Raw genomic sequence first — 24,238 nt, 5'->3', positions numbered from 1 at the left:
CGCAGCACGTCGAGCCCAACGTCATGCCCATGCCCATGGGACCCGAAGGGATGTTGCATGCCGTACACCGCAGAGATCAGCCGGGCCCACCCGGCCTGCCTGATCTTCCTGATCGACCAGTCGAGTTCGATGCACGACCCGATCGGCACGGCGCCCGGCGCACCGGACGGCAAGGCCCGCACCGAGGCCGAAGCCGAAACGGCCCCGGTCCGCAAGGCCGACGTGGTGGCCGACTCGCTCAACCGGCTGCTGTTCGAACTGTCGGTGCGCTGCGCCAAGGAGGAAGGCGTCCGCGACTACTTCACCATCACCGTGATCGGCTACGGCGGCATCGTGCAGCCCGCACTCGCGGGCCCGCTGGCCGGACGCGAACTGGTGCCGCTCAGCGAGATCGCGGCCTTCCCCGCGCGCTTCGAGGCGCGCACCAAGAAGGTCCCGGACGGGGCCGGCGGACTGGTCGAGCGCACCATCGAATCCCCGGTATGGGTCGAACCGGTGGCCTCCGGCGGCACCCCCATGTGCGAGGCCCTCGCCGCCGCCGGGAAGGTCGTCTCGCGCTGGGTCGACGCGTACCCGGACGGCTTCCCGCCCATCGTCCTCAACCTCACCGACGGCGAGTCCACGGACGGCAACCCCGACGAGGCCGCGACCCGGCTGCGCTACCACGTCACCGGGGACGGCGAGGCGCTGCTGTTCAACCTGCACATCTCGGCGAACCGCACCGCACCTGTGCAGTTCCCTGCACCCGACGACGAACTCCCCGACCAGTACGCGCGCCTGCTCTCCCACATGTCGAGCGAACTGCCGCCCGGCATGCGGGCCTACGCCACCGAGCAGGGCCAGGACGTCGCGGACGGCGCCAAGGGGTTCGTCTTCAATGCGGACCTGTCCGCGGTCGTGCAGTTCCTCGACATAGGCACGCGCGCCGCGGACCTCAGGTAGCGGCGATGCGCGCCCACGTGACCGTGCTCGCGCTGCACAAGAGCGGTGCCGAGCCGCACGAATACGAGGACGCCGCCTGGGTCGGCAGCAGCGCTGCCCCCGGCTCCGCCCGCAGCATCCTGCCGCCGCCCGGACCGGCCTGCCGGCGCGGCGAGGTCGGCCGCGTCGCCACCCTGCGCGCCGCGGTCGCGGACGGCGCCTCCGAGAGCCTGCTCGCCCGGCGCTGGGCCGAACTCCTGGTCCGCGGCGCGGGTTCGGCACCGACCGGACTGCTGCGCACCGGGCTCGGCTTCGCCGACGTTCTGGCCCGCGCCGCGGACCGCTGGCCCGACCTCACCAAGCGCTACGAGCACCGGCGCGAACTGCGCGGCCGCCCGCTGGCCTGGTACGAACGCCCCGGCCTGGACCGCGGCGCGCATGCCACCGTGCTGGTCGCCCACTTCGCGGCGCATCGCTGGGCGCCCGCGTGCGGCCACTGGTCGGCGGTCGCCCTCGGCGACTCGTGCCTCTTCCACGTGCGCGGGGACCGGCTCCGGTTGGCCTTCCCGGTCGACGCGTCGGACGGCTTCGACACCCGCCCCGCGCTGGCCGCGAGCCGCGGGCAGGACCGCGCGCTGGTCGCCGAGCGGGCCCGCCACGCGACCGGCGGCTGGCTGGCCGGCGACCGCTTCTACCTGGCCACCGACGCGATGGCCGCGTGGTTCCTGCGGCAGGCCGAACACGGCCGCAGACCCTGGGAGATGCTGCGCGCGCTGGACTCCGCGGCACCGCGGGACCTGGCGTCCTGGGTGGGCCGCCAGCGCGGCGCCGGGGAAATGCGCAACGACGACGTGACACTCGTACGCATAGAGCCGCGCTGAGCAGGGCCGGCGGGGGGACGGACATGAGCGGGGAGGGCACGCGGGAGGGGCGGCGTCCGGCGGGCGGCGGCCCGCAGGTACGCGAGACGTACCCGACGGGCGCGGACTACAGCGAGGCGCTCCGCGACACCACGCTGTGCTTCGCGCATCCCGCGGTGGCCCGCGGGCAGGTCGCCATGGGCGGTGCGCTGCGCATGCCGCGCGTGGTGTCCGGGAACTTCGGCAGCGTCTTCCGGGTCACCTCGGCCGAACCCGGCGCGGGACGCGAGATCGCGGTCAAATGCTTCACCCGCGCGGTCCCGGGCCGCCTGCGGCGCTACCGCGCGATAGGCGAGGCGCTGCGGGCTGCGGCGGGGGACTGGCGGGTGCCGGTCGAGTACGTGCCGAGGGGCGTGCTGGTGCACGGGACCTGGTACCCGGTGATCCTGATGGAGTGGGTCGAAGGCACCGGGCTCATACCGTGGTTGGAAGAGCACCTCGACGACCCCGCCGCGATCGGCGCCCTCGCCGACCGGTTCGCCGACCTGGTCCGCGACCTGGAGGCGGCCGGCTTCGCGCACGGCGACCTGCAGCACGGCAACATCGTCGTGCGCCCCGACGGCAGCCTGCGGCTCATCGACTACGACGGCATGTACGTCCCCGCGCTGGCGGGCCTGCCGGCCGCCGAACACGGCCACCGCAACTACCAGCACCCCGCGCGCGGCCCCCGGGACTTCGGCCCCGGCCTGGACCGCTTCTCGGCGCACGTGATCCACCTGAGCCTGCGAGCCTTGGCTCGCGCCCCCGAACTGTGGCGCACGTACCACGAGGAGGGCGGCGAGCACCTGCTGCTGAAAGGCGACGACTACGCGGACCCCACCGCGTCGGACCGCTTCGCGTCGGTGGCCTGCGCCGTCCCGGAACTGACCGCGGACTTCGCGCGCCTGGCTCATTGGTGCCGTGAACCGGTCGCCGCCGTGGCGCCCTTGGTGCCCCCCACGCTGCCGCCCGTGCCCTGCCGCGCGGAGGAAGGGAATCTGCGGCTGCCGGGCTGGCTGGCCGAGGGACTGGCCGCACAGCAGGCCGCCCGCACAGCGCACGAGGCTCCACCGCAACCGGGCCACACGCCTGGCCCGCCTCCGGCACCCGGCACGGCCCGACCGGGACCGGGGTCAGGCGGAACAGCGGGCGGGGATACGCAGGGCCGTACGCAGCCACCAGCCGCCCCTGGCGAACAGGTCCGTCCAGCGCGCAACTCCGCAGCGCGGGGAGCCGGGCGAGGGCAGGGGAACAGCCCAGGAACCACGGCTCCGCAGCCGGGCCACGCGCCCGGCCCACCTCCGGCACCCGGCACGGCCGGGCACGGAGCGAGCGCAGGTGGAACGGCAGGTGGGGGGACGCCGGGTCGCGCACAAGGAGGCGGGCGAGGTTCGCCTGCTGCGCAATCGGGCCGCGCGCCTGGTACGGCCCGGTCCGGCGTTCGGCCCGGCGGTGGTCGTGCAACCGCCCCGTCCGCGGGAGCCTCAAGGGTCTCACCCCCCGCGGCAGGGAGTTCGGCGGCACCAGGAACCGGGCCGGGGAGCAGCCTGGGTGCCTCCGTCCCGCAGTCGGGTGTGGGGGCGAACTCGTACTCGAGTACGTCACCTTCTCCCTCGCCGGTGGCGGCATTCGCGCCCTTGGGGCGTGCGGATGTTGCAGCCGTGCGGTGGACCCTTGCGGTCTGGGCGACAGGCATAGCCGCAGCAGTCGGGGGAGTTGCGGTGGCGCTCGTCGGCTGGTGGATCCTGGGGCTGCCGGTGGCACTTGGGGCGGCGGCGTCGCTGGCCCTCACCTACGTGCGCGGGACGCGCCGGTTGCGGGTCCGGTACCGGACCACGCCGGAGATGCTCAAGGCCCGCACCGCTGAGTGGGAGGCCGAGGTCGCACGGGTCGCGGCGGCCGACGCGTCCGCCCGGTTGCAGGAGGCGGACGCCGAAGTCCTCGTCCGCAAAGGCGCCCTCGGCGAGATCGGCGTACGGCAGGCGGCCGCCGCGACCGCACTGGCGGAGCGCCACCGGTTCGAGCAGGAGCGCGTGCAGCAGCGCCTCGACGAGGCCCTGCGCTCGGTCGAGCAGCGCCGCACCGCCCTCGAAGGATCCGGCGCGCGGGAAGAGCTCGAAGCCCTGCGCAGACTCCAGGAGCGCATGCTCGACGACGGGCTGGCCCGGCACGGCCTGCCCGTCTCGCTGCTCGGCGCCCGGCTGGTCGCCGAGCTGGAGCGCGGCGGCATCCGCACCGCCGCGGACTTCACCCGGGTCACCTCCGCGGTGCCCACGTCCCCCGAACTCCGCGACCAGGCCGTTGTGTCGGGCCCCGGCCGGTCGGTCAAGGCGGACGGGATCGCCCCCTCGGTGGCCCGCCGGCTCCAGTCCTGGCGCGACGGCCTCGCGGACGACCTGCGGGTGCGCCTGCCCGGCGCGCTGCCGTACGACGCCGCGCAGGAGCTGCACCGCAGGCGCGCGGACCGGCGCCTCGACCTGAACCGCCAGGCCGCCCGCGCCCGCACCTCCGCGCTGGCCGAACTCGAGGCCATGGAGGACGAACGCGCCGCCGAGGAGCAGCGGTCCGCGCACGCGGCCGCCGCCGACCGGGCCCGCGCCGAGGCCGCGCTCCGCGACGCAGAAGCCGCGGCGGCCGACCACCGGGCGGAGCACGCGGCCGCGGTGGCCCGCGGCGAGGCGGCCCGCGCCGAGGCGCTGCGGTATCGGAGCCTGACCTACCGGCGCTACTTGGCGGCCGCGCTCCGGGGCCGGTGAACGGCCTGGGGCCGACCCGCGCAGGATCGGAAATCTTTCAGTCGTTCGACTGAATCCTTGCTTGTGTGACACGTGTCGCCTCGGCCAGGCTGCCGCGCGTCCGACCGGTCCGTCCCCAGGAGTCCGTCCATGCTTCAGGTACCCCGGAGAAGATCCCGCCGCATACCGCGCCGCCGCCTCACGGGCTGGTCGCTGGTCCTCGCGGTGCTCGCCCCGCTGCTGGGGTTGGGGGTGGCCGCCGGTCCCGCGGCGAACGCCACCGCCAATCCCGCGACGGTGTGGTGGGAGGCCTTCCCCAATACGCCCGTCCACCCGAACAACAGCACCGCGACGCAGAAGCGCATCATCGACATCGGCATCAACTCGCCGTCCACCGGCGCCCCGGTCAAGTGGGTGCGCGTGCTGCTGCCGGTCGGCTGGTCGAAGACCGCGACCCGCACCTGGCCCACGCTGTGGATGCTGCACGGCGGCGGCGACAACCACACGAGCTACACCGACAAGTCCAGCATCCAGCAGATGGTCCTGGACAAGGACGTCATGGTCGTCATGCCGGAGACCAGCCCCTGCAGCAGTTACTCGAACTGGTACAACGGCAACAACGAGGCGCTGGCTCCCGACTGGGAGGACTACATCATCGAGGAGGTCAGCCAGATCCTCGAGTCCCAGTACCGGGCGAGCGGCGACCGCGCCGTACTCGGCATCTCGATGGGCGGCGGCGGTGCGATGACGCTGGCCGGCAAGCACCCGGGCCACTTCAAGTCGGTGGCGTCGCTGAGCGGCGCGGTGAACATGCTGTGGCACCCCGGCGACACGTCGGAGCCGATCCTCGGCCCGTCCATCGTCTGGGCCAGCGGTCCGCTGTGCGCGCCCGGCGGCGTGGACTGGAAGCGCATCTGGGGCGAGCCGGGCTACCCGTTCTTCACCAACGACCCGACCGACCTGCGGCAGCGCAACTACTGGCTGGCGAATAGTGCCATCCACAACGCCGAGGGCCTGCGCGGGACTCCGCTGTATCTGTACTACGGCAACGGCTCCGACACCTCGGCCACCCAGCCGCCGGCCCTCGACCCGGTCACCGGAAAGCCGGTCCCGGACGGCGACATCACCGGCGCCGGCTGGGCGTGGGGCCAACTCGACGCCGCCGGGAACCAGGTGCAGCCGAACCCCCAGCGCTGCCTCGCGAGCCCGCCCACCGGCAAGCCCAGCCCTGCCGTGATCGACGCGGCGATGCTGGAGCGCGTGGACGGCAAGATGAACCAGAGCTTCGCCGACCGCCTGCGGGAGTTGGGCATCCCGTTCACCGAGTGCGCTGCGTACGGGCTGCACTCGTGGCCCTATTGGGACCGCGAGATCTACGCAGCGCTGCCCATGCTGCTGGGGTCGCTCGGGCTCTGACCGGCCGTCCGGTCGGTGCGGTGGTCCGTACGGCTGAATCCGGTGCGCGCGGCACGCGTCGCGCGCACCGGCGCCGGCCGGCCTCCGGCAGTGTTCGGTTCCGGGCGCCCGACCGGGGCGTCCGGGGCCGGCCGGAGGTTCGGGGACCGTGCTGAGGAAGAGACTTGCCGGCGTAGTGCTGGCGCTGGCGTTGACCGCCGGATCGCCCGCGGTCGCCGAAGCCGCGGCTGCCGACGGCGGTTCCGCGGCGTCGGTTCTGTGGGAGGCGTACCCGGAGTCCGCGGTGCACCCCGGGAACGGCGCCGGCGACCCGCGGGTCATGGACGTCGCGGTCGATGCCCCCTCGACCGGCGAACTCCTCACCACCGTACGCCTGTTGCTGCCACGCGGGTGGTCCAGGGACGCGCGGCGCACGTGGCCCACGCTGTGGATGCTGCACGGCGGAGGCGGCGACCACAAGCAGTACACCGAGTCGTCGCACATCGCCGAGATGGCCGCGGAGCGCGACGTCATCGTCGTGATGCCGGAGACCAGCCCCTGCAGCAGCTACACCGACTGGTACAACGGCGGCCGCGGCGGCACACCGCGCTGGGAGGAGTACCTCACGCGCGATCTGCCCCGGCTCCTGGAGAGCCGCTACCGCGCAGGCACCGAACGCGCAGTGCTCGGGCTGTCGATGGGCGGCGGCGGGGCGCTTTCGCTGGCCGCCCGCAATCCCGGCCACTTCCGGGCCGTCGCGGCGCTTTCGCCGGAGTCGCACACGCTCTACAAGGCACCCGGACTCGGCTTCAGCGGGCCCGACTTCGTGAAGCTCGGCGCTCTCGCGTGCAGCAAGGGCGGGGAGAAGACCGACTGGCGCCGGATCTGGGGCGAGCCCGGGTACCCGTTCGACACCTTCGATCCGGCCGATGTGCGGCAGCGAGCGGTGTGGGCGGCGAGCAATCCGTACGACATCGCCGAAGGACTGCGCGGCACACGCCTCTACCTGACCTACGGCAACGGCGACGGCTCCGCCGGACCCGGCTGGGACTGGAACGGCGGCAACCCGCCGCCGGTGCCCGCCTCGCGGTGCAGCGACCCGACCGCGGCCGGGACCGACGACCTCGGCGTGGAGAAGGCGTTCTGGGCGATGAACAACCTCTTCCGCGCGCGGCTGGCCGGACTCGGCATCCCCGCCGAGGTCTGCTCGGCGACGGGAACGCACAGCTGGCCGTACTGGGACCGCGAGATCCACTACGCACTGCCCATGCTCGTCGGGGCCCTGGACCAGGCCGGATAGCGGCCGCGCCGGGGCCGGAGCCGGGCGCCGCGCGATATCTCCACAATCCTCGCACCGGATCTCCGGCAGCGCGGCGGCGCGCGCCACCCGACTTCGGCTTCGCTGGGAGGACAGCCGGCAGTCCGGCCCGCGCGGGGCGTCCCGCGCAGGCCGGACGCCCCCTCGCCGGCCCCAGGAAGGGATCCGCCATGCGCGTCACGATGATCCTCCCGGCCCTCACCGAGGCCACCGGACCGGCCCGGCGCCCGGTGAAATACGCGCTGTTCCCGCCGCTCGGCCTGGCCACCTTGGCGGGCTACCTCGCCGCAGACGACGAAGTGGCGCTGTACGACGAGCACGTCGAGGCCTTGGACCTGCCCGCGATGCTGGACGCCCGCCCGGACCTGGTGGTGATCCAGCCCTACATAACCTCGGCGCGCCGCGCCTACGCCCTGGCCGACGCGTTCCGTGCGCAGGGCGCCTACGTCGCCCTCGGCGGGCTGCACGTGACCTCGCTGCCGGACGAGGCGGCGGCTCACGCGGACAGCATCTTCCTCGGCCCCGGCGAGGACATATGGCCGGTGTTCCTCAAGGAGTTCCGCGACGGCCATCCCGCACCGCGGTACACGTCCACCACCCGCACCCTCGCCGGACTCCCGCCGATCCGCCGGGACCTGATCAAGCGCGGCCGCTACCTGGTGCCGAACTCGATCGTCGTCTCGCGCGGCTGCCCGCACCACTGCGACTTCTGCTACAAGGACGCCTTCTTCGAGGGCGGCAAGAGCTTCTACACGCAGGCCGTCGACGACGCGCTCGCCGAGATCGAGCGCCTGCCCGGCCGCCACCTGTACTTCCTGGACGACCACCTGCTCGGCAACCGGCGCTTCGCGGAAGCCCTGTTCGACGGCATGCGCGGCATGGGCCGGGTCTGGCAGGCCGCCTCGACGGTCAAGTCGGTGCTGGAACCGGGCCTGCTGGAGCGCGCCCGCGACGCCGGCCTGCGCAGCCTGTTCGTCGGTTTCGAGTCGGTCAACGGCGGCAACCTCCCCGACACCCTCAAGATCCAGAACGTCGGCCGCGACTACAACCGCGTGGTGCGGCGCATCCACGACTGCGGCGTCATGGTCAACGGCAGCTTCGTCTTCGGGCTCGACCACGACCGCCCGGACGTCTTCGCGCGGACCGTCGACTGGGCGGTCGGCGCGGGCGTCGAGACGGCCACCTTCCACATCCTGACCCCGTACCCGGGCACCGGGCAGTTCCGGCGCATGGAGGCCGCCGACCGCATCGTGCACCGCGACTGGGACCTCTACGACACCCGGCACGTCGTCTACCGGCCGCACGGCATGACGCCGCGGCAGCTCGAAGACGGCTACTGGCAGGCGTACCGCGACTTCTACGCCTGGCGGAACATCTACCGCGGCGCGAACGCCCACGACCTGCCCCGCGAAAAGCTGCGGCACCTCGCGTACGCGGGCGGCTGGAAGAAGTTCGAGGGCGCCTGGGACCTGCTGATCCGGCGCGGCCACGTGCTCGACGCGCTGCCGCTGCTGGAGCGCACGCTGACCGCGTTCGGCCGCCACGCCGCGTCCTGACCGGGGTCGGTCCGGACCGGGACGGGCGTGGCGGCGTCCGCGGGGCCCTTGCGGGGAAGCCGGCCCGGGCCTACAGGCCCGGGATACGGCCGTTCCGGAACAGGTCCACGAAGATCGCGTGGTCGGCGCGCGTGCGGGCCGCATAGCCGTGCGCGAACTCGACGATGTGCGCGACGAATTGCTCTTCGTCCGGCTCGATCGCATCGCGGATCGCGTGCTCGGTGGAGAACGGCACGAGCGAGTGCCCGCTGCTGCCCTCGTCGGCGACCGCGTGCATGGTCGCGGTCGCCCGGGCCAGGTACTCGACCACGTCGCGGATGTCGTCGGCCTCGTTGAGTGCGGACCAGTCCAGGTCGTTCGCGTACGGCGAGACCTCGGCGACCAGCTGGCCGATGCCGTCGATGTCGGTGTAGCCGAGCCACGGATCGGCGTCGGCCTGCAGGGCGCGCTGCGAGATCACCGTGCGGTGGCCCTCGTGCGTGAAGTAGGCCCGCACCGCCGGGTCGGTCACGTGCCGGCTGGCGGCAGGGGTCTGGCCCTGCTTCATGTACAGGATCACGTCGTTCTCGAGGGCCTCGGTGTTGCCCTCGATCAGCAGGTTGTACGAGGGCAGCCCGGCGCTGCCGATGCCCACGCCGCGGCGGCCGACCACGTCCTTGACGTCGTACGTCTCGGGCCGCGACCGGGTGGTCTCCGTGGTGGTGGCCAGGTAGCGGCCGAAGGCCTCCAGCACGGTCTTGCGGGTGTCGTCGTCGAGGGCGAACGCACCGCCGGACAGCGCGAAGCGGCGGTCGTAGCCCTCGATCACGGTCTGCTCGTCGAGCAGCCCGACGCGGGTCTGCAGGCGCGCCCGGTGCAGCACGTCGAGCAGCGGGCCGGACGCGGTGGCCAGCGTCACCGCGGTCTGCGCGGCCGCCGGGTCGGTGGTGAGCAGCAGGATCTGGGTGCGGTACGCGCGGGCGTAGGCCGCGACGAGCTCGCCGATCAGGTCGTCGCTGAGCGCCTTGGCGTAGCCGATCAGGGCCAGGCTGGCGGCGAAGCGCTGCACGTCCCAGATGAACGGGCCGACGTAGGCCTCGTCGAAGTCGTTGACGTTGAAGACCAGCTTGCCGTCCGCGTTGAGGTACGTGCCGAAGTTCTCAGCGTGCAGGTCGCCGTGGATCCAGACGCGGCCGGTGCGGTCGTCGATGTACGGGTTGGCCAGGTTGTCGACGTCCGCGTAGTAGAGGCACGCGGTGCCGCGGTAGAAGGCGAACGCCGACGCCGCCATCTTGCGGAACTTCACCCGGAACGCCCCCGGGTCGCCGGCGATGAGCTCGCCGAACGCCCCGCCGAACACGTCGAGGATCCGCGCGCCGCGCTCCTCCTGGTCGATCTGCTCGAACACCCCACCGACTCCTTTGTCGCGCTTGTTGCTGTGCTGCCCTGCTTGCTCCGCAGCATGTCAGGCCGCCGGTAAAGGCCGGATGTGGGCCAGGGGAAGGGCAGGGAAAAGGGGATGGACGGCTGCGGACGGTCCCGGTCGGTCCCGGACGGCAGGAGGCCCGCCGCCCGGGGGGACGGGCGGCGGGCCTGGTGTGCTCAGTTGTCCTGCGCGGGGCGCGGTCAGCCCTTGCCGGTGCCCGTTCCCGAGCCCCAGCCGGTGCCGCTCGGAGCCGTGGTCGCGGTGGGGGCGCCGACGTTCTCCGGAACCGCGCCGTTCCCGGCGCCCTGCGCGGGCGTCGCCTGGCGGGTGGGCAGCGAGCCGGGGACGGCCAGGGACTGCCAGACCGGCGCCGAGGTGATCGCCTGCTGCTGCTCCAGCGTGAGCACCGCCGCCGGGCGGCCGGTGGTGCCGGACTTGTCGGTGGGGGTGCTGGTCGAGTACATGGTCACGCCGAAGCCGTTGGCGAGGCGGAGGTTCGCCGCGTGGGTCCACGCGCCGCGGCCTTCGGAGCCGGCTTTGCCGTCGTCCGTGGTGGCGCTCACCGGGTACTCGCGGTCCTTGCGCAGCTCGATCAGCAGCCCGCCGGCCAGGTCGGCCCGGGAGCAGGTCGCCACCGTGCCCGTGTAGTCGGGGCACTCATAGGCCGCCAGGTCGGAGGTCGGCTTGATCGAGAAGGAGACTTCGCCGGCGCCCTTGCCGTCCGGGTCGAAGACGAAGCTCACGCCGGCCGCGGACTGCATCTTGTGCGGGTTGTCGTCCCACACCGGCTCGTGGAGCTGGACGTTCGTGATGCTGCCGGGCGGCAGCAGCGGCTTGAGGGCCTCCCAGACCTGCTGGGCGGACAGCCGCGGCACGTTCGGAACCGGGGCGGTCGGCGAGGCGACGGTCACGGTCGGCTGCCTCCCGACCGTGGCGGCCGGGCCGCTGCCCCCGTCGGCCGCGGTCAGCGCGAGCGTGCCGCCCGCCGCCGCGACGACGACGGCCAGTGAGGCGCCTACGATCTGCATGCGGCGCACCGCGCGCATCCGGCGGCCGCGGGCGAGGCCGCCCTGGACGAGGCCGGCCGGTGCCTGGACACCGGTCGCGGCGGTGCGCATCGCGTCGGACAGCGCCTCCGCGTCGGGCGCGCCGGCCGTGCCGAGGTGGTCGGAGTTCATCGGTTCACCGTCTCCTGGATGAGTCCGGGGCCTGCATGGGCCCGGGGAGTGAAGGCACGGGGCCGTACGGGACCTGCCGGGCCTGGGTCGGTGGTGCCGGGTCTGTGTCGGGCCCGCCGTACGGCCGTGCCGGCGGTCCGTCCCCGGAAAGTGCGGTGGTGTGCGGGCCCGGTCATCAGGCCGCCGTGAGCAGGTGCAGTTCGCCGCCCAGGACCGTGCGCAGCTTGGCCAGCGCGCGCAGCGAGCGGTTCCGGACCGCCCCGGCGGAGCAGCCCATCTGCTGCGCGGTCTGCTCGACGCTGAGGTCCTCCCAGTACCGCAGCACGAGGACCGCGCGGTCCTTGGGCGGCAGTTCGGCGAGGCCCTTGAGCAGCGTGAGGCGCAGCGCCGGGTCGATCTCGCGGCCCGCCGAGTCCGGCAGGCTGCCGTACGGCTGCTCGGTGCTGCTGCGTCGGCGCCGGTAGGACAGGTAGCTGCGGACCAGGACGGTCCGGGCATAGGCGTCCGGGCTGTCCGCCGAGCGGACCCGGCGCCACGAGCGGTACAGCTTGCCGAGCGTGGTCTGCACGAGGTCTTCCGCCAGGTGCCAGTCGCCGCAGAGCAGCCATGCCGTCCGGAAGAGCTGCGAGCTCCGTGCCGTGGCGAATTCCAGGAATTCGTCAGGGTCTGTTGCCATCTCCCCGCCCTCGTTGCGTGCGTGCGGTGCTTCCACCCGTACCGACGCGGCTCCGCGCGGGCGTGTCACACATTCGGCCGGGATTCTTTTCGCACCGGCTTATCAGGGCGCGACCGGGTGCAGACGTACCCTGGTGCCAGATTGATCACCTTTGATCGAGGAGCGACCGTGGGTACGGATGTCGACCGGGTCTGTGCGCGGACCAGGAGCTGGGTCAGCGAGGCGGTCCGCAAGGTCAATGCGGATGCGAACCGCTCGGCCGACACGCACCTCCTGGTCTACCCGCTGCCTCCCGAGTGGGGCATCGACCTGTACCTGAAGGACGAGTCGACGCACCCGACCGGCAGTCTCAAGCACCGCCTGGCCCGCTCGCTGTTCCTGTACGCGCTGTGCAACGGCTGGATCCGCGAGGGCACCACCGTCATCGAGGCGTCGTCCGGCTCCACCGCGGTCTCCGAGGCGTACTTCGCGCGCATGCTCGGGCTGCCGTTCATCGCCGTGATGAGCAAGCGCACCAGCCCGGAGAAGATCGAGCTGATCGAGTTCTACGGCGGCACCTGCCACCTGGTCGACGACCCGGCCACCGTGTACGACGTCTCGCGCCGCCTGGCCGCCGAGACCGGCGGGCACTACATGGACCAGTTCACCTACGCCGAACGGGCCACCGACTGGCGCGGCAACAACAACATCGCCGAGTCGATCTTCGAGCAGATGGCCCAGGAGCGGCACCCGGTGCCGGCCTGGATCGTGGTGAGCGCGGGCACCGGCGGCACCAGCGCGACCATCGGCCGCTACGTGCACTACCAGTGCCACGACACCTGCCTGATGGTCGTCGACCCCGAGAACTCCGCCTTCTTCGACGGCTGGACGCGCAACGACCCGGCGACCACCGTCAGCGCCGCGTCCCGCATCGAGGGCATCGGCCGCCCGCGCGTCGAGCCGAGCTTCATCCCCGAGGTCGTCGAGCGCATGGTGAAGGTGCCGGACGCCGCGTCCATCGCCGCCATGCGGCACCTGTACCGGCTCACCGGCCACAAGGCCGGCGGCTCGACCGGCACCAACCTGTGGGGGGCGCTCCAACTCGTCGCCGAGATGCGGGCGGCCGGGCGCACCGGGTCGATCGTCACCCTGCTGTGCGACGGCGGTGCCCGCTACGCGCACTCGTACTACTCGGACGACTGGCTCGCCGAACAGGGCCTGGACATCGAGCCGTTCACCGCGGCGATCGAACACCTCCACGACACCGGCGAATGGCGCGAGCCGGCCTCCTGACCCTGCCCGCACCGGAGTTCCGCACCGCGTGACCGGCGACTACGCTCGCGGGACATGAGTGCAAACGTCGTGTACGACAAGCGTGAGCAGTTCGAGAAGATCCAGAGCGGCCTCATGCCCAACGAGCAGATCATCGCCGTCTACGACGCGATCGGCGCGGGCACCGGCTTCATCGGCCTCACCGACCGGCGCGTGATCATCCAGGACAACTCGTTCGTGGGCAAGAAGATCGCCATAACGAGCGTGCCCTACTCCAAGATCAGCAGCGTCAGCATGGTGAGCAACAAGTCCTTCGCGGGCTCGTTCTTCTCGTCCGGCCACATAGCGATCAGCGTCGGCACGCACACCTACCAGGTGGAGTTCCGCGGCGAGGAGAAGAGCCGCCACGTCCACAACGTGATCCTGCACTACATCTCCAGCTGACCCGTCGGCTCAGTCGTCCGACGTGCTTGGCGTGTCCGGCGTTCCCGGAGTGGCGGTCGGGCGGGCTGCGGTCATGCGGTTCAGCAGGCCGGTGAGGTGGCGGCGGTCGTCGGGGGAGAGGGCGGCGAACCACGCGGACTCCCGTTCGGCGTGGGCCGCGAAGGCCTCGGCGACCGCGTCCGTGCCGCGCGGGGTCAGTGCGATCAGGACGGCGCGCTTGTCCTCCGGGGTGCGGCGGCGCTCGACCAGGCCGTCGCGTTCCAGGGTGTGCACCGCGTTGGTGAGCGCGGACCGGGACAGCACGGACAGTTCGGCGAGCCGGGCGGGCTGCGTCGGGCCCAGCACCCACAGCTTGAACATGATGCGGAAGCCGGGCACGGTCCAGCCGCGCGGCCGGTGCACCGTCGACTCCAGGTCGGCGAGCAGCAGGTACGACAGGTGCAGGAGCTGGTAGCCGAGCGCGAAGACGTCCGGGTCGGCGTCCGGGGCCAGGTCGGCGAGCCGGGTGCGGGCGTGCTCGGCGTACCGCACGTCGGGGAGGCGCCCGTCGTCGGGCAGCCCGGCGTCGCCCGGGAGGCCGTCCGTGCCGGGCCGGCCGCCGCCCGCGGGGCCGCGGCCGGATCGGCCGCCGGGCTGCTGCGTGTCGTGCGTCATCGCCCTGCCTCGTGTCGTCGTGCCGCCGGGCCGCGGCGCGGTCCGGCCCGGCGCCCATCCTGCCAACCCTTGCGCAATTCGGGCCGAGGCCCCACCATGAGCAAAATTGTTATGGCCATAACAATGTATTTCGCAACACCGCGCTCACCCCGGAAGCCGAGGAGGACCCGTGCACGTCGTCGTGGCCGGAGGAGGCATCGGCGGGCTCGCCACCGCGCTGTCGCTGCACGCGGCGGGCATACCGGGCGTCACCGTGCTGGAAGCCGCCCCGGAGATCCGCCCGCTCGGCGTCGGCATCAACCTGCTGCCGCACGCCGTCCGCGAGCTGACCGAGCTCGGCCTCGCCGACCGGCTGGCGGGTCTGGGCGTGCGCACCAGCGCGCTGGCCTACTACAGCAGGCACGGGCAGGGCATCTGGTCCGAGCCGCGCGGCGTCGCGGCCGGCTACCGGTGGCCGCAGTACTCGGTGCACCGCGGCAGCCTGCAGATGATGCTGTTCGACGCGGTCCGCGAGCGCCTCGGCGCCGGCGCGGTCCGCACCGGCGCGGCGGTCGCCTCGTACGAAGACCGCGGCGCGGGCGTGCGCGTGCACCTCGCGGACGGCTCGCACGTGGACGGCGACGTGCTGGTCGCCGCCGACGGCATCCGCTCGTCGATCCGCAAGCAGCTGTTCCCGAGCGAGGGTCCGCCGCCGTGGAACGGGCTGGTCCTGTGGCGCGGCACCACGCGCGTCGCGGCGCCGGCGTACCTCGACGGGCGCACCATGATCATGGCGGGCGACGGCACCGAGAAGTTCGTCGCGTACCCGCTCACCGACACCCCCGACGCGGACGGCACGGTCCTGCTCAACTGGATCGCCGAACGCCCGCTCGACACCCCGCCGCCGGCCCCCGGGGACTGGAACCGGCCCGCCGACCAGGCCGAGATCCTGCGGTACTTCGGGCACTGGAAGTTCGACTGGCTGGACGTCCCGGCCGTCATCGCGGCCGCCGACACGGTCTTCGAGTACCCGATGGTGGACCGCGACCCGCTGCCGCGCTGGACGCACGGCCGCACCACGCTGCTCGGCGACGCCGCGCACGCCATGTACCCGATCGGTTCGAACGGCGCCTCGCAGGCGATCCTCGACGCCCGGGTCCTGGCCCACGCGCTGGCCACCTGCGCCACCGCCGAGGAGGGGCTGGCCCGCTACGAGGCCGAGCGCCGCCCCCCGACCACCGCGATCCAGCAGGCCAACCGCGGGCTCGGCCCGGAGGTCGTGATGCGCACGGTCCACGAGCGCGCCCCCGAAGGCTTCGCGGACATCGACGAGGTCCTGTCGCTCGCCGAGCGCGAAGAGGTCGCGGCCGCCTACAAGCGCACCGCGGGCTTCGACCCCGAGACCCTCAACAGCCGCGCCTCGTACGACGCGACGTGGCAGCCCGCGGCGAACGCGGAACCCGGCCCGCAGCCGCAGCCGCAGCCGCAGCCGCAGCCGCCGCGGCCCGGGCTGGAGCCGCTGGCCCGCTTCCGGATCCGCGTCGACCCGATCCTGGACCTCGGCGAGACCCCCTGGGGCGCGCGCCGGATCATCCCGATCGTCGGAGGTTCGTTCGAAGGACCGCGCCTGACCGGCGAGATCCTCTCCGGCGGCGGCGACTGGCAGGTCGTGCACCCGGACGGCGCCGCGGACATCGACACCCGCTACACGCTGCAGACCGCGGACGGGGCGCTCATCCACCTCACCACCACCGGCCTGCGGCACGGGCCGCCCGAGGTCATGGGCCGCCTCGCCCGCGGCGAGGCGGTCGACCCGGCCGAGTACTACTTCCGGCTCTTCCTGCGCTTCGAGACCTCGGACGAGCGCTACGCGTGGCTCAACCGCACGATGGGCGTCGCCGCGGGCATGCGCACGCCCGACGCGGTCGTCTACGACGCGTACACCGTGGCGTAGCCGACTGCCGGTCACCGGTTCCTGCCGGCTCTACTCCCCGGCGGGAATCCGCTCGATGGTCACCGGCGCGGCACTGCCCGGCGCGGGCGCGTCCGGTGCGGCGTCCGGCTCGGGGCCCTCGTCGTCGGCCGCCGCCTCCGGACGCCAGCCGACCATGGCGAGCGCCACAAGCGTGCACACGGTCAGGCCGACCAGCAGCGGCGCCAGCAGATGCGTGCTGTCCGAGCCGGTCATGGCCGCGTCGTGCGCGTGCACTTCCACGGACACCGCGGTCATCCCGGTGTAGTGCATGCCGCCGACCGCCACTCCCATGGCCAGCGCGGCACCGGCCATCGAGCCCAGCGTCCGCACGTTGAGCGCCGCGTACAGCGCAAGCGTCGCGGCGATCACCGCCACGCACACCGACAGCACGACGGTGCTCGGCTCGTACGAGACGTGCCCGCGCATGCGCAGCGCCGCCATGCCCATGTAGTGCATCGTCGCGACCCCGCACCCGGTGACCGCGCCGCCCATCGCCAGGAACCGGAACCGCGAGGCGTCGTGCGCCGCGATGCTCAGGCCCGCGCCGACCACCACGATGGCCACCAGCATGCTGACGAGGGTGAGCACCGCGTCGTAGCGGATCGGGCTGCCCTCGACCGCGAAGCCCAGCATCGCGATGAAGTGCATGGCCCAGATGCCGGTCCCGCCTATCGCGAACGCCCCCAGGACGAACCAGCGGCGGCGCGCCCACCCGTGCGCACCGTGCGCGCGGGTGGTGCACACCAGGCCGAGGACGGACCCGATGCAGGACACCGCGTACGCGGCCACCGGCGTGGTCAGGCCGGCGGAGAATTGGTCGATCTGACCCATGGAAGGGCCCCTTCGGGGACGTCGCAGCGGACGCACGTGATGCGTCCATGAGTTCGAGACGCGGGGCGCGGCGCGGCAGTTCTCGCCGGCCCGTGCTGATCGCGCTAGTTGCCCGGTCAGGCGACGGGGGACATCTCGTCGTCGTGCGCCTTGCGGACCACCAGGACCGCCGCGTCGTCGCGCAGCCGCCCGCCGGTGTGGATGGTGACGTCCGTGATGAGCTCGTTGGCGATACGCTGCGCGCCGTGGTGCCCCCAGCGGATCAGGCGCTCCCCGAACGGGTAGAAGCGGCCTGCGGGGTCCCGGGCCTCGGTGACGCCGTCGGTGACCACCACCAGGACATCACCGGGCACGTAGCTGACCCGGTATTCGGCGTATTCGATGCGGTCGTACAGTCCCGCGGTGCCCAGCGGCGGCGCGTTGATCGGCAGTTCCAGCTCGACCGCGCGGCCGCTGCGCAGGTGCAGCGGCGGGGTGTGGCCGCAGGACAGCATGCGCAGGTGGGTGGGCTCGTCGAAGGCGAACAGCACCGCGGTGGCGAAGCGTTCGTCGGCGGGGCCGGCCCGCTCCTCGTCGATCTGCGCGATGCGCTCTTCGAGGCGGGCGGCGAGACCGGGCAGGCTCGGCTCGTAGTGCGCGGCCTCGCGGAAGCAGGCCATCAGCGTGGCGGCGGTGGTGACGGCACCGATGCCCTTGCCGCGCACGTCGCCCATCAGGACGCGCATGCCGTGCCGCGAGCGGACCACCGCGAACATGTCGCCGCCGACCTTCGTCTCCAGGTCCGCGGGCAGGTAGAGCGCGGAGACTTCGTAGCCGGGCAGGTCGGTGGGTATCGGCTCCAGGACCGTGCGCTGCAGGATGAGGGTGGCCGAACGCGCCTGGCCCAGCTGGATGCTGTGCCGCACGCGGGTGGCCGACGCCCACACGCCGACCACCCCGAGGCCGACCACCACGCCCAGGTGGATGGCTTTGGTGGCGGTGCCGGTGTTCTCGTACTCCATGGTCAGGTACGCCGCGAACACCGCCGCGGCGGCGGCCAGGCGGGCCACCGCCCACGGCGGGCACAGCGCGGCGAACGCGGCCGGGACGATGCCGAGCGCGACCGCGCCCGGTATCTCCGCGTCCACGAAGACGCCGACCAGGAACAGCCCGACGAGGATCGCGTACGCGGCCGCACCGGTCCCGACCGCGGACCGGTTGCGGCTCAGCCAGTCGAGCACGGGCGGCCGCCGCACCGAGCCGGAGGGACGCGGCTGTCTCCGCCCAGCTTCCGGCGTCGGCCGTTCCGCTGACGGTGCGTCATCAGTGCTCAGTCCGAGTTCTTGCCGCGTCACACCGTCACCCTATGTGCTGAACTCCGGGCGCTCGTCAGCCCCCGGCCTCCGCCTTGTCCGACTCCGGTGCGACGGCCTTGCCGCCCGCCGCGCTTGACTTGCCATCAGGCGACTTCATGGTGGCCGCGGCGTCCTTGTCCCTGATCAGCAGGGCGAACGCGATGCCCGCCAAGGCCATCAGCGCCGCGGCTCCGAAGGCCCAGTGGTACGCCGAGTATTCGGGCTGCACGCCCTGCGGGGTGACGGTGAAGACACCGACCCCCGCCAGCACGCTGCCGAGCACTGCGACGCCGACCGCCGCGCCGAGCTGCCGCTGCACGTTGAACAGCGTGGACGCATTGCCCATGCGCTCCATGGGGATTGCCCCGAACGCCGCGGTCTGGGCGGGCATGAAGACATGCGCCAGGAAGATCCCGGTGAGGAACAGGTCGAGGCGCACCCACCACAGGCTGGTGTCCGGGCCGATCCGGGTGAGCAGCGCGATCATGACGGTGGTGCCGGCCAGTCCGGCCGCGGTCAGCCGGCGCGGGCCGATCTTCGGGTAGTACCGGACCACGAGCTGCGTGGCCAGCGTGATGCCGATGGCGGTCGGGAAGGTGGTCAGGCCGCTGTCGGTGGCCTCCAGCCCGCGAGCCCGCTGGATCATGATGGGCAGCACGTAGATCGCGCCCAGGAAGCCCGCCGTGGACGTCACCGTCACCATCGAGCAGGTGAGGAAGAGCCGGTTGCGCATCAGGCTCAGGTCCAGCATCGGGTGCTCGGCGCGCGTCTCGGCCACCACCAGCAGGCCGAGCAGCAGCAGGCCGCCGATGCCGGTGCCGAGGATCAGCGGGGACGTCCAGCCCTCCTGGGCGCCCTCGGTCAGCGCGTACAGCACCGCGGCGAGGCCGCCGCCCGCGAGCAGGAAGCCGGGCACGTCGAACGGGCCGACGTCGGGCTGCTTCTGCTCGCGCAGGAACATCGCACCGAACGCCAGCGCGAAGACCCCGACGGGCAGGTTCAGGTAGAACACCCACTGCCACGACGCGTGGTCGACGATGAGTCCGCCGACGATCGGGCCGAGCGCGGGCGCCAGCGCGGTCGGGACGATGAGCACGCGCGAGGCGCGCATGCGCTCGGCGGGCGGGAACGTCCGCATCATCATCGCCATGCCGACCGGGGTGAGCAGGCCGCCGCCGATGCCCTGCAGCACCCGGAAGCCGACCAGCTGCGGAAGGTCCTGGGCCAGCCCGCACAGCGCGGACGCGGCGGTGAACAGGCCGAGGGCGAAGAGCAGCACGCGCTTCATGCCGAACCGGTCGCCGAGCCAGCCGGCCGCGGATATGCACACCGCGAGGCTCACCAGGTAGCCGACGTTGACCCCGCCGATGGAGTCCGGGGACTCGCCGTACTCGGCGGCGATGGCCGGGATGGCGACGTTGACGATCGTCGAGTCGAGCACGGTCACGAACATCGCGACCACGAAGACGATGCTGACGACGATCTTTTGTTCGAGGCGGCTGGGATGCAGAAGATCTGCGATGCGCATGGGACGGCCCCCGGGCTGTGGCTGATGTGCACGTGTCGACCAGCGCGGAAGCCGCGCCGACGGAAACACGTTCTACCTCAGTGGCGCCGCGTTGTCCGCCCCGAAAGCCGGACCAACCGGACAGGCGGCCGAATCGGGGCGAAGGTCCGTTCGGCCCCCGATATCCGTTCGGTCCCGGGCTGCGCCGGCCCGGTCCGGGGTGCCCGGCACTCAGCCGGTGCCGCGCAGCGGCAGCCCCGCCTTGCGGTAGACCGCATCGATCAGCCGCATCGTCTCGACCGCGTCCGAGGCCGGGGTGGCCGGCTCGGTGCCGTGCCGGATGGCATCCGCGAAGGCCTGCAGCTGGTACTGGTACGTGGACGTCTTGGCGGCCTGCCCGAAGTGCTCGCGGCGCTTGCGGCCGCCGGCCGTGACGGTGAACTTGTGCCGGTAATGCGGCGCGACGTAGTTCATGACCTGCATCTCGCCGCGCTCGCCGACCACCTTGGCGCTGATCCCGAAGACGTGCCGGGACAGCATCGAGCAGCGCACGGTCGCGGTGCCGCCGCCGGGCAGTGCCAGGCGGGCCTCCATGGACCGGTCCACCCGCGGGTCCCGGCGCAGCGTCTCGGCGTGCGCGGAGACCACCTCGATACGGGCCCCGGCGGCGTCCGGCGCGCCCGGGGCGGGCGCCGGGGCGAGGTGGCGCACCGCGTTCACCGCGTAGCAGCCCGCGTCCATGAGCGAGCCGCCGGCCAGCGCGTAGTTGTAGCGGATGTCACTGAGGACCGGCAGCGGGAAGCACATGGTCGCCGAGATGTGGCGTACCGGGCCGATCTCGTCCTCGTCGAGGATTTCGCGCATGCGCCGGGCCACCGGGTGGTATCGCCAGTGAAAGGCCTCCATGCACACCAGGCCGGTGCGCTTGGCGGCCTCGGCCACGTCCCGGGCCTCGGCCTCGTTGGCCGTCATCGGCTTCTCGCACAGCACGTGCTTGCCCGCCTCCAGGGCCCGGATGGTCCACTCGGCGTGCAGGCCGTTGGGCAGCGGGATGTAGACGGCGTCCAGATCGGGGTCGGCCAGCAGCTCGGCGTAGTCGCGGTGCACGGTGCGGATGCCCTGGCGGCGCGCGAAGGCCTCCGCCTTCTCCGGGTCGCGGGCCGCCACCGCGGCCGCGGTGACCTCCGGGATGAGCCGTGCGGGCCTGGTCAGCGCGGTCGGCGCGATCCGCGCCGCGCCGAGCACACCGATGCGGATCCGGTCCATGGCAGCCCCCCTGGTGGTGTGGCACGTTGCGCGCATCGTAGGGCGCTGCTCGGATGCAAAGAAGGCGTAGAGTAGAGTTCTCTCGACGTCAAGATAAACGTAGGGGCCCCGCCGCCTGGCCGCTCAGGATGCCGACCGGTGGAACCGAGATAGGAGCAGTCGTGTCCGCGAACAGCTTCGACGCCCGCACCACGCTGAACGTGGGTGACGAGTCGTACGAGATCTTCAAGCTGGACAAGGTGGAGGGCAGCGCCCGACTGCCCTACAGCCTCAAGATCCTGCTGGAGAACCTGCTCCGCACGGAGGACGGCGCGAACATCACCGCCGACCACATCCGGGCCCTCGGCGGCTGGGACCCCAACGCGGAGCCCAGCGAGGAGATCCAGTTCACCCCGGCCCGCGTGATCATGCAGGACTTCACCGGCGTGCCGTGCGTGGTCGACCTGGCCACCATGCGCGAGGCGGTCAAGGAGCTGGGCGGCGACCCCGGCAAGATCAACCCGCTGGCGCCGGCCGAGATGGTCATCGACCACTCGGTCATCGCGGACGTCTTCGGCCGCCAGGACGCCTTCGAGATCAACACCGACATCGAGTACGGCCGCAACAAGGAGCGCTACCAGTTCCTGCGCTGGGGCCAGACCGCGTTCAACGAGTTCGCCGTCGTGCCGCCCGGCACCGGCATCGTGCACCAGGTCAACATCGAGCGCCTCGCCCGCACCGTCATGGTCCGCAACGGCCAGGCCTACCCGGACACCTGCGTCGGCACCGACTCGCACACCACCATGGTCAACGGCCTGGGCGTGCTGGGCTGGGGCGTCGGCGGCATCGAGGCCGAGGCCGCGATGCTCGGCCAGCCGGTCTCGATGCTCATCCCGCGCGTCGTCGGCTTCAAGCTGACCGGCAAGCTGCAGCCCGGCGTGACCGCCACCGACCTGGTGCTCACCATCACCGACATGCTGCGCAAGCACGGTGTGGTCGGCAAGTTCGTGGAGTTCTACGGCGAGGGCGTCACCGCGGTGCCGCTGGCCAACCGCGCCACCCTCGGCAACATGTCGCCCGAGTTCGGCTCGACCTGCGCGATCTTCCCGATCGACGGCGAGACCATCAACTACCTGCGCCTGACCGGCCGCTCCGACCAGCAGCTCGCGCTCGTCGAGGCGTACGCCAAGGAGCAGGGCCTCTGGCACGACGCGGCGAGCGAGCCGGAGTACTCCGAGTACATCGAGCTCGACGTCTCGACCGTCGTCCCCTCCATTTCCGGCCCGAAGCGCCCGCAGGACCGCGTCGTCCTGTCCGAGGCCAAGGCCAAGTTCCGCGCCGCGCTGCCGGACTACGTCAAGGACGTCGACGAGGCGGGCAAGGAGTCCTTCCCGGCCTCCGACGCGCCGGCCAACGGCGTGCGCCCGTCGTCCCCGACGACCGTCACCGCCCCCGACGGCAAGACGTACGAGATCGACCACGGCGCGGTCGTGATCGCCTCGATCACCTCCTGCACCAACACCTCGAACCCGTCGGTGATGCTGGGCGCCGCCCTGCTCGCCAAGAAGGCCGTCGAGCGCGGCCTGACCGTCAAGCCGTGGGTCAAGACCACGCTGGCGCCCGGGTCCAAGGTCGTCATGGACTACTACGAGAAGGCCGGCCTCCTCCCGTACATGGAGAAGCTGGGCTTCAACCTGGTCGGCTACGGCTGCGTGACCTGCATCGGCAACTCGGGCCCGCTGCCCGAGGAGGTCTCCGCCGCGATCAACGCCGCGGACCTCGCCGCGGTCTCGGTGCTCTCCGGCAACCGCAACTTCGAGGGCCGGATCAACCCGGACGTCAAGATGAACTACCTGGCCTCGCCGCCGCTGGTCGTGGCCTACGCGATCGCCGGCTCGATGGACCTGGACATCACCACCGAGCCGCTCGGCGTCGACGCCGACGGCAAGGCCGTGTACCTGGCCGACATCTGGCCGTCCGACCAGGAGGTCGCGGACACCGTCGCGTCCTCGATCGACCAGGACATGTTCGCCAAGTCCTACGCCGACGTGTTCGCGGGCGACCACCGCTGGCAGTCGCTCGAGGTGCCGACCGGCGACACCTTCGAGTGGGACCCGAACTCGACCTACGTGCGCAAGCCCACGTACTTCGAGGGCATGACGATGGACCTGACCCCGGTCGCGGACATCGCCGGCGCCCGCGTGCTGGCCAAGCTGGGCGACTCGGTCACCACCGACCACATCTCCCCGGCCGGCAACATCAAGGCCGACAGCCCGGCCGGCAAGTACCTCGCCGACCACGGCGTGGAGCGCAAGGACTTCAACTCGTACGGCTCGCGCCGCGGCAACCACGAGGTGATGATCCGCGGCACGTTCGCGAACATCCGCCTGCGCAACCAGATCGCGCCGGGCACCGAGGGCGGCTTCACGAAGGACTTCACGCAGGCCTCCCAGGCTGCGGACGCGCCGGTGTCGACCATCTACGACGCCTCGGTCAACTACCAGGCCGCGGGCATCCCGCTCGTCGTCCTGGCGGGCAAGGAGTACGGCTCCGGCTCGTCCCGCGACTGGGCTGCCAAGGGCACCTCGCTGCTCGGCGTCAAGGCCGTCATCGCCGAGTCGTACGAGCGCATCCACCGCTCGAACCTGATCGGCATGGGCGTCATCCCGCTGCAGTTCCCGGCCGGCCAGACCGCCGACAGCCTGGGCCTGACCGGCGCCGAGACCTTCGCATTCACCGGTATCGAGGCGCTCAACGAGGGCACCACGCCGAAGACGGTCAAGGTCAGCACCGACACCGGCGTCGAGTTCGACGCGGTCGTCCGCATCGACACGCCGGGCGAGGCGGACTACTACCGCAACGGCGGCATCATGCAGTACGTGCTGCGCTCGCTCGTGGGCAAGTGACCCGCACGCGTTAGCCGTTGAACGAAGGA

Annotated in this window: 18 protein-coding genes; 10 read left to right on the top strand and 8 right to left on the bottom strand. The window is 72.3% G+C overall.

The window, feature by feature from the left end; genetic code table 11:
• Nucleotides 1–57: 57 nt before the first annotated feature.
• From LZ495_RS03655 to LZ495_RS03630, 6 genes are all read left to right on the top strand, one after another.
• Nucleotides 58–942 (top strand): vWA domain-containing protein, encoded by an 885-nt coding sequence (locus LZ495_RS03655; RefSeq protein ID WP_235050360.1) that lies wholly within the window; start codon nucleotides 58–60, stop codon nucleotides 940–942.
• A gap of 5 nt (nucleotides 943–947) precedes the next feature.
• Nucleotides 948–1,802, top strand: a complete 855-nt coding sequence (locus LZ495_RS03650; protein WP_235050359.1) for a hypothetical protein — start codon at nucleotides 948–950, stop codon at nucleotides 1,800–1,802.
• A 23-nt stretch (nucleotides 1,803–1,825) separates the two neighbouring features.
• The gene (locus LZ495_RS03645) at nucleotides 1,826–4,576 is read left to right on the top strand and encodes a protein kinase family protein (RefSeq protein ID WP_235050358.1); all 2,751 of its coding nucleotides are present in this window, start codon (nucleotides 1,826–1,828) and stop codon (nucleotides 4,574–4,576) included.
• A 129-nt stretch (nucleotides 4,577–4,705) separates the two neighbouring features.
• The gene (locus LZ495_RS03640) at nucleotides 4,706–5,971 is read left to right on the top strand and encodes an alpha/beta hydrolase (RefSeq protein WP_235050357.1); all 1,266 of its coding nucleotides are present in this window, start codon (nucleotides 4,706–4,708) and stop codon (nucleotides 5,969–5,971) included.
• Nucleotides 5,972–6,119: 148 nt separating this feature from the next.
• Complete coding sequence (locus tag LZ495_RS03635) at nucleotides 6,120–7,250, top strand: alpha/beta hydrolase (RefSeq protein WP_235050356.1); 1,131 nt, start codon at nucleotides 6,120–6,122, stop codon at nucleotides 7,248–7,250.
• A gap of 188 nt (nucleotides 7,251–7,438) precedes the next feature.
• Entirely contained in the window at nucleotides 7,439–8,824 is a 1,386-nt protein-coding gene (locus tag LZ495_RS03630; RefSeq protein ID WP_235050355.1) for a B12-binding domain-containing radical SAM protein, read from the top strand.
• A 70-nt stretch (nucleotides 8,825–8,894) separates the two neighbouring features.
• On the opposite strand, the gene LZ495_RS03625 is transcribed toward LZ495_RS03630, so the two are convergent.
• The 3 genes from LZ495_RS03625 to LZ495_RS03615 form a co-directional block, all read right to left on the bottom strand.
• Nucleotides 8,895–10,211, bottom strand: a complete 1,317-nt coding sequence (locus LZ495_RS03625) for a DUF2252 domain-containing protein (RefSeq protein WP_235050354.1) — start codon at nucleotides 10,209–10,211, stop codon at nucleotides 8,895–8,897.
• 218 nt (nucleotides 10,212–10,429) lie between these two features.
• Nucleotides 10,430–11,407, bottom strand: a complete 978-nt coding sequence (locus tag LZ495_RS03620) for a hypothetical protein (RefSeq protein WP_235050353.1) — start codon at nucleotides 11,405–11,407, stop codon at nucleotides 10,430–10,432.
• A 175-nt stretch (nucleotides 11,408–11,582) separates the two neighbouring features.
• Nucleotides 11,583–12,083, bottom strand: coding sequence for a SigE family RNA polymerase sigma factor (locus LZ495_RS03615; RefSeq protein ID WP_235050352.1), 501 nt, complete (start codon nucleotides 12,081–12,083; stop codon nucleotides 11,583–11,585).
• Between the two features lie 168 nt (nucleotides 12,084–12,251).
• Between LZ495_RS03615 and cds1 the strand changes: the two genes are divergently transcribed.
• Both cds1 and LZ495_RS03605 read left to right on the top strand, forming a co-directional pair.
• Nucleotides 12,252–13,355 carry an L-cysteine desulfhydrase Cds1 gene (gene cds1 / locus LZ495_RS03610; RefSeq protein ID WP_235050351.1) on the top strand — a complete coding sequence of 368 codons (1,104 nt, stop codon included), beginning with the start codon at nucleotides 12,252–12,254 and terminating at the stop codon, nucleotides 13,353–13,355.
• A 54-nt stretch (nucleotides 13,356–13,409) separates the two neighbouring features.
• Nucleotides 13,410–13,778, top strand: a complete 369-nt coding sequence (locus LZ495_RS03605; protein WP_235050350.1) for a PH domain-containing protein — start codon at nucleotides 13,410–13,412, stop codon at nucleotides 13,776–13,778.
• A 9-nt stretch (nucleotides 13,779–13,787) separates the two neighbouring features.
• On the opposite strand, the gene LZ495_RS03600 is transcribed toward LZ495_RS03605, so the two are convergent.
• Complete coding sequence (locus LZ495_RS03600; RefSeq protein ID WP_235050349.1) at nucleotides 13,788–14,432, bottom strand: MarR family winged helix-turn-helix transcriptional regulator; 645 nt, start codon at nucleotides 14,430–14,432, stop codon at nucleotides 13,788–13,790.
• A gap of 169 nt (nucleotides 14,433–14,601) precedes the next feature.
• Between LZ495_RS03600 and LZ495_RS03595 the strand changes: the two genes are divergently transcribed.
• On the top strand, nucleotides 14,602–16,365 hold the full coding sequence (locus tag LZ495_RS03595) for a DUF3237 family protein (protein WP_308267567.1): 1,764 nt from the start codon (nucleotides 14,602–14,604) through the stop codon (nucleotides 16,363–16,365).
• A 30-nt stretch (nucleotides 16,366–16,395) separates the two neighbouring features.
• On the opposite strand, the gene LZ495_RS03585 is transcribed toward LZ495_RS03595, so the two are convergent.
• The 4 genes from LZ495_RS03585 to LZ495_RS03570 all read right to left on the bottom strand — a co-directional run bounded on the left by LZ495_RS03585 (nucleotide 16,396) and on the right by LZ495_RS03570 (nucleotide 21,324).
• On the bottom strand, nucleotides 16,396–17,217 hold the full coding sequence (locus LZ495_RS03585; RefSeq protein WP_235050348.1) for an MHYT domain-containing protein: 822 nt from the start codon (nucleotides 17,215–17,217) through the stop codon (nucleotides 16,396–16,398).
• 116 nt (nucleotides 17,218–17,333) lie between these two features.
• Nucleotides 17,334–18,437: a PP2C family protein-serine/threonine phosphatase gene (locus LZ495_RS44640; protein WP_235050347.1), complete on the bottom strand. Its 1,104-nt coding sequence runs from the start codon at nucleotides 18,435–18,437 to the stop codon at nucleotides 17,334–17,336.
• Between the two features lie 148 nt (nucleotides 18,438–18,585).
• Complete coding sequence (locus LZ495_RS03575; RefSeq protein ID WP_235050346.1) at nucleotides 18,586–20,079, bottom strand: MDR family MFS transporter; 1,494 nt, start codon at nucleotides 20,077–20,079, stop codon at nucleotides 18,586–18,588.
• 210 nt (nucleotides 20,080–20,289) lie between these two features.
• Nucleotides 20,290–21,324: a Gfo/Idh/MocA family protein gene (locus LZ495_RS03570; RefSeq protein WP_235050345.1), complete on the bottom strand. Its 1,035-nt coding sequence runs from the start codon at nucleotides 21,322–21,324 to the stop codon at nucleotides 20,290–20,292.
• Nucleotides 21,325–21,485: 161 nt separating this feature from the next.
• Between LZ495_RS03570 and acnA the strand changes: the two genes are divergently transcribed.
• Nucleotides 21,486–24,209, top strand: a complete 2,724-nt coding sequence (acnA, locus tag LZ495_RS03565; protein ID WP_308267566.1) for an aconitate hydratase AcnA — start codon at nucleotides 21,486–21,488, stop codon at nucleotides 24,207–24,209.
• The last annotated feature ends 29 nt before the right edge of the window (nucleotides 24,210–24,238 follow it).

The sequence above is a fragment of the Yinghuangia soli genome, from assembly GCF_021502675.1.
Classification (GTDB): domain Bacteria; phylum Actinomycetota; class Actinomycetes; order Streptomycetales; family Streptomycetaceae; genus Yinghuangia; species Yinghuangia soli.
The sequence above is the reverse complement of the archived record's forward strand: the minus strand, read 5'-3'. Positions and strand labels throughout refer to the sequence as shown.

Bases quoted from the DNA above. Each gene is read 5' to 3' on its own strand.
- LZ495_RS03655 (WP_235050360.1), top strand. From the start codon at position 58: ATGCCGTACACCGCAGAGATCAGCCGGGCCCACCCGGCCTGCCTGATC.
- LZ495_RS03650 (WP_235050359.1), top strand. From the start codon at position 948: ATGCGCGCCCACGTGACCGTGCTCGCGCTGCACAAGAGCGGTGCCGAG.
- LZ495_RS03645 (WP_235050358.1), top strand. From the start codon at position 1,826: ATGAGCGGGGAGGGCACGCGGGAGGGGCGGCGTCCGGCGGGCGGCGGC.
- LZ495_RS03640 (WP_235050357.1), top strand. From the start codon at position 4,706: ATGCTTCAGGTACCCCGGAGAAGATCCCGCCGCATACCGCGCCGCCGC.
- LZ495_RS03630 (WP_235050355.1), top strand. From the start codon at position 7,439: ATGCGCGTCACGATGATCCTCCCGGCCCTCACCGAGGCCACCGGACCG.
- LZ495_RS03620 (WP_235050353.1), bottom strand. From the start codon at position 11,407: ATGAACTCCGACCACCTCGGCACGGCCGGCGCGCCCGACGCGGAGGCG.
- LZ495_RS03615 (WP_235050352.1), bottom strand. From the start codon at position 12,083: ATGGCAACAGACCCTGACGAATTCCTGGAATTCGCCACGGCACGGAGC.
- LZ495_RS03605 (WP_235050350.1), top strand. From the start codon at position 13,410: ATGAGTGCAAACGTCGTGTACGACAAGCGTGAGCAGTTCGAGAAGATC.
- LZ495_RS03600 (WP_235050349.1), bottom strand. From the start codon at position 14,432: ATGACGCACGACACGCAGCAGCCCGGCGGCCGATCCGGCCGCGGCCCC.
- LZ495_RS03585 (WP_235050348.1), bottom strand. From the start codon at position 17,217: ATGGGTCAGATCGACCAATTCTCCGCCGGCCTGACCACGCCGGTGGCC.
- LZ495_RS03575 (WP_235050346.1), bottom strand. From the start codon at position 20,079: ATGCGCATCGCAGATCTTCTGCATCCCAGCCGCCTCGAACAAAAGATC.
- LZ495_RS03570 (WP_235050345.1), bottom strand. From the start codon at position 21,324: ATGGACCGGATCCGCATCGGTGTGCTCGGCGCGGCGCGGATCGCGCCG.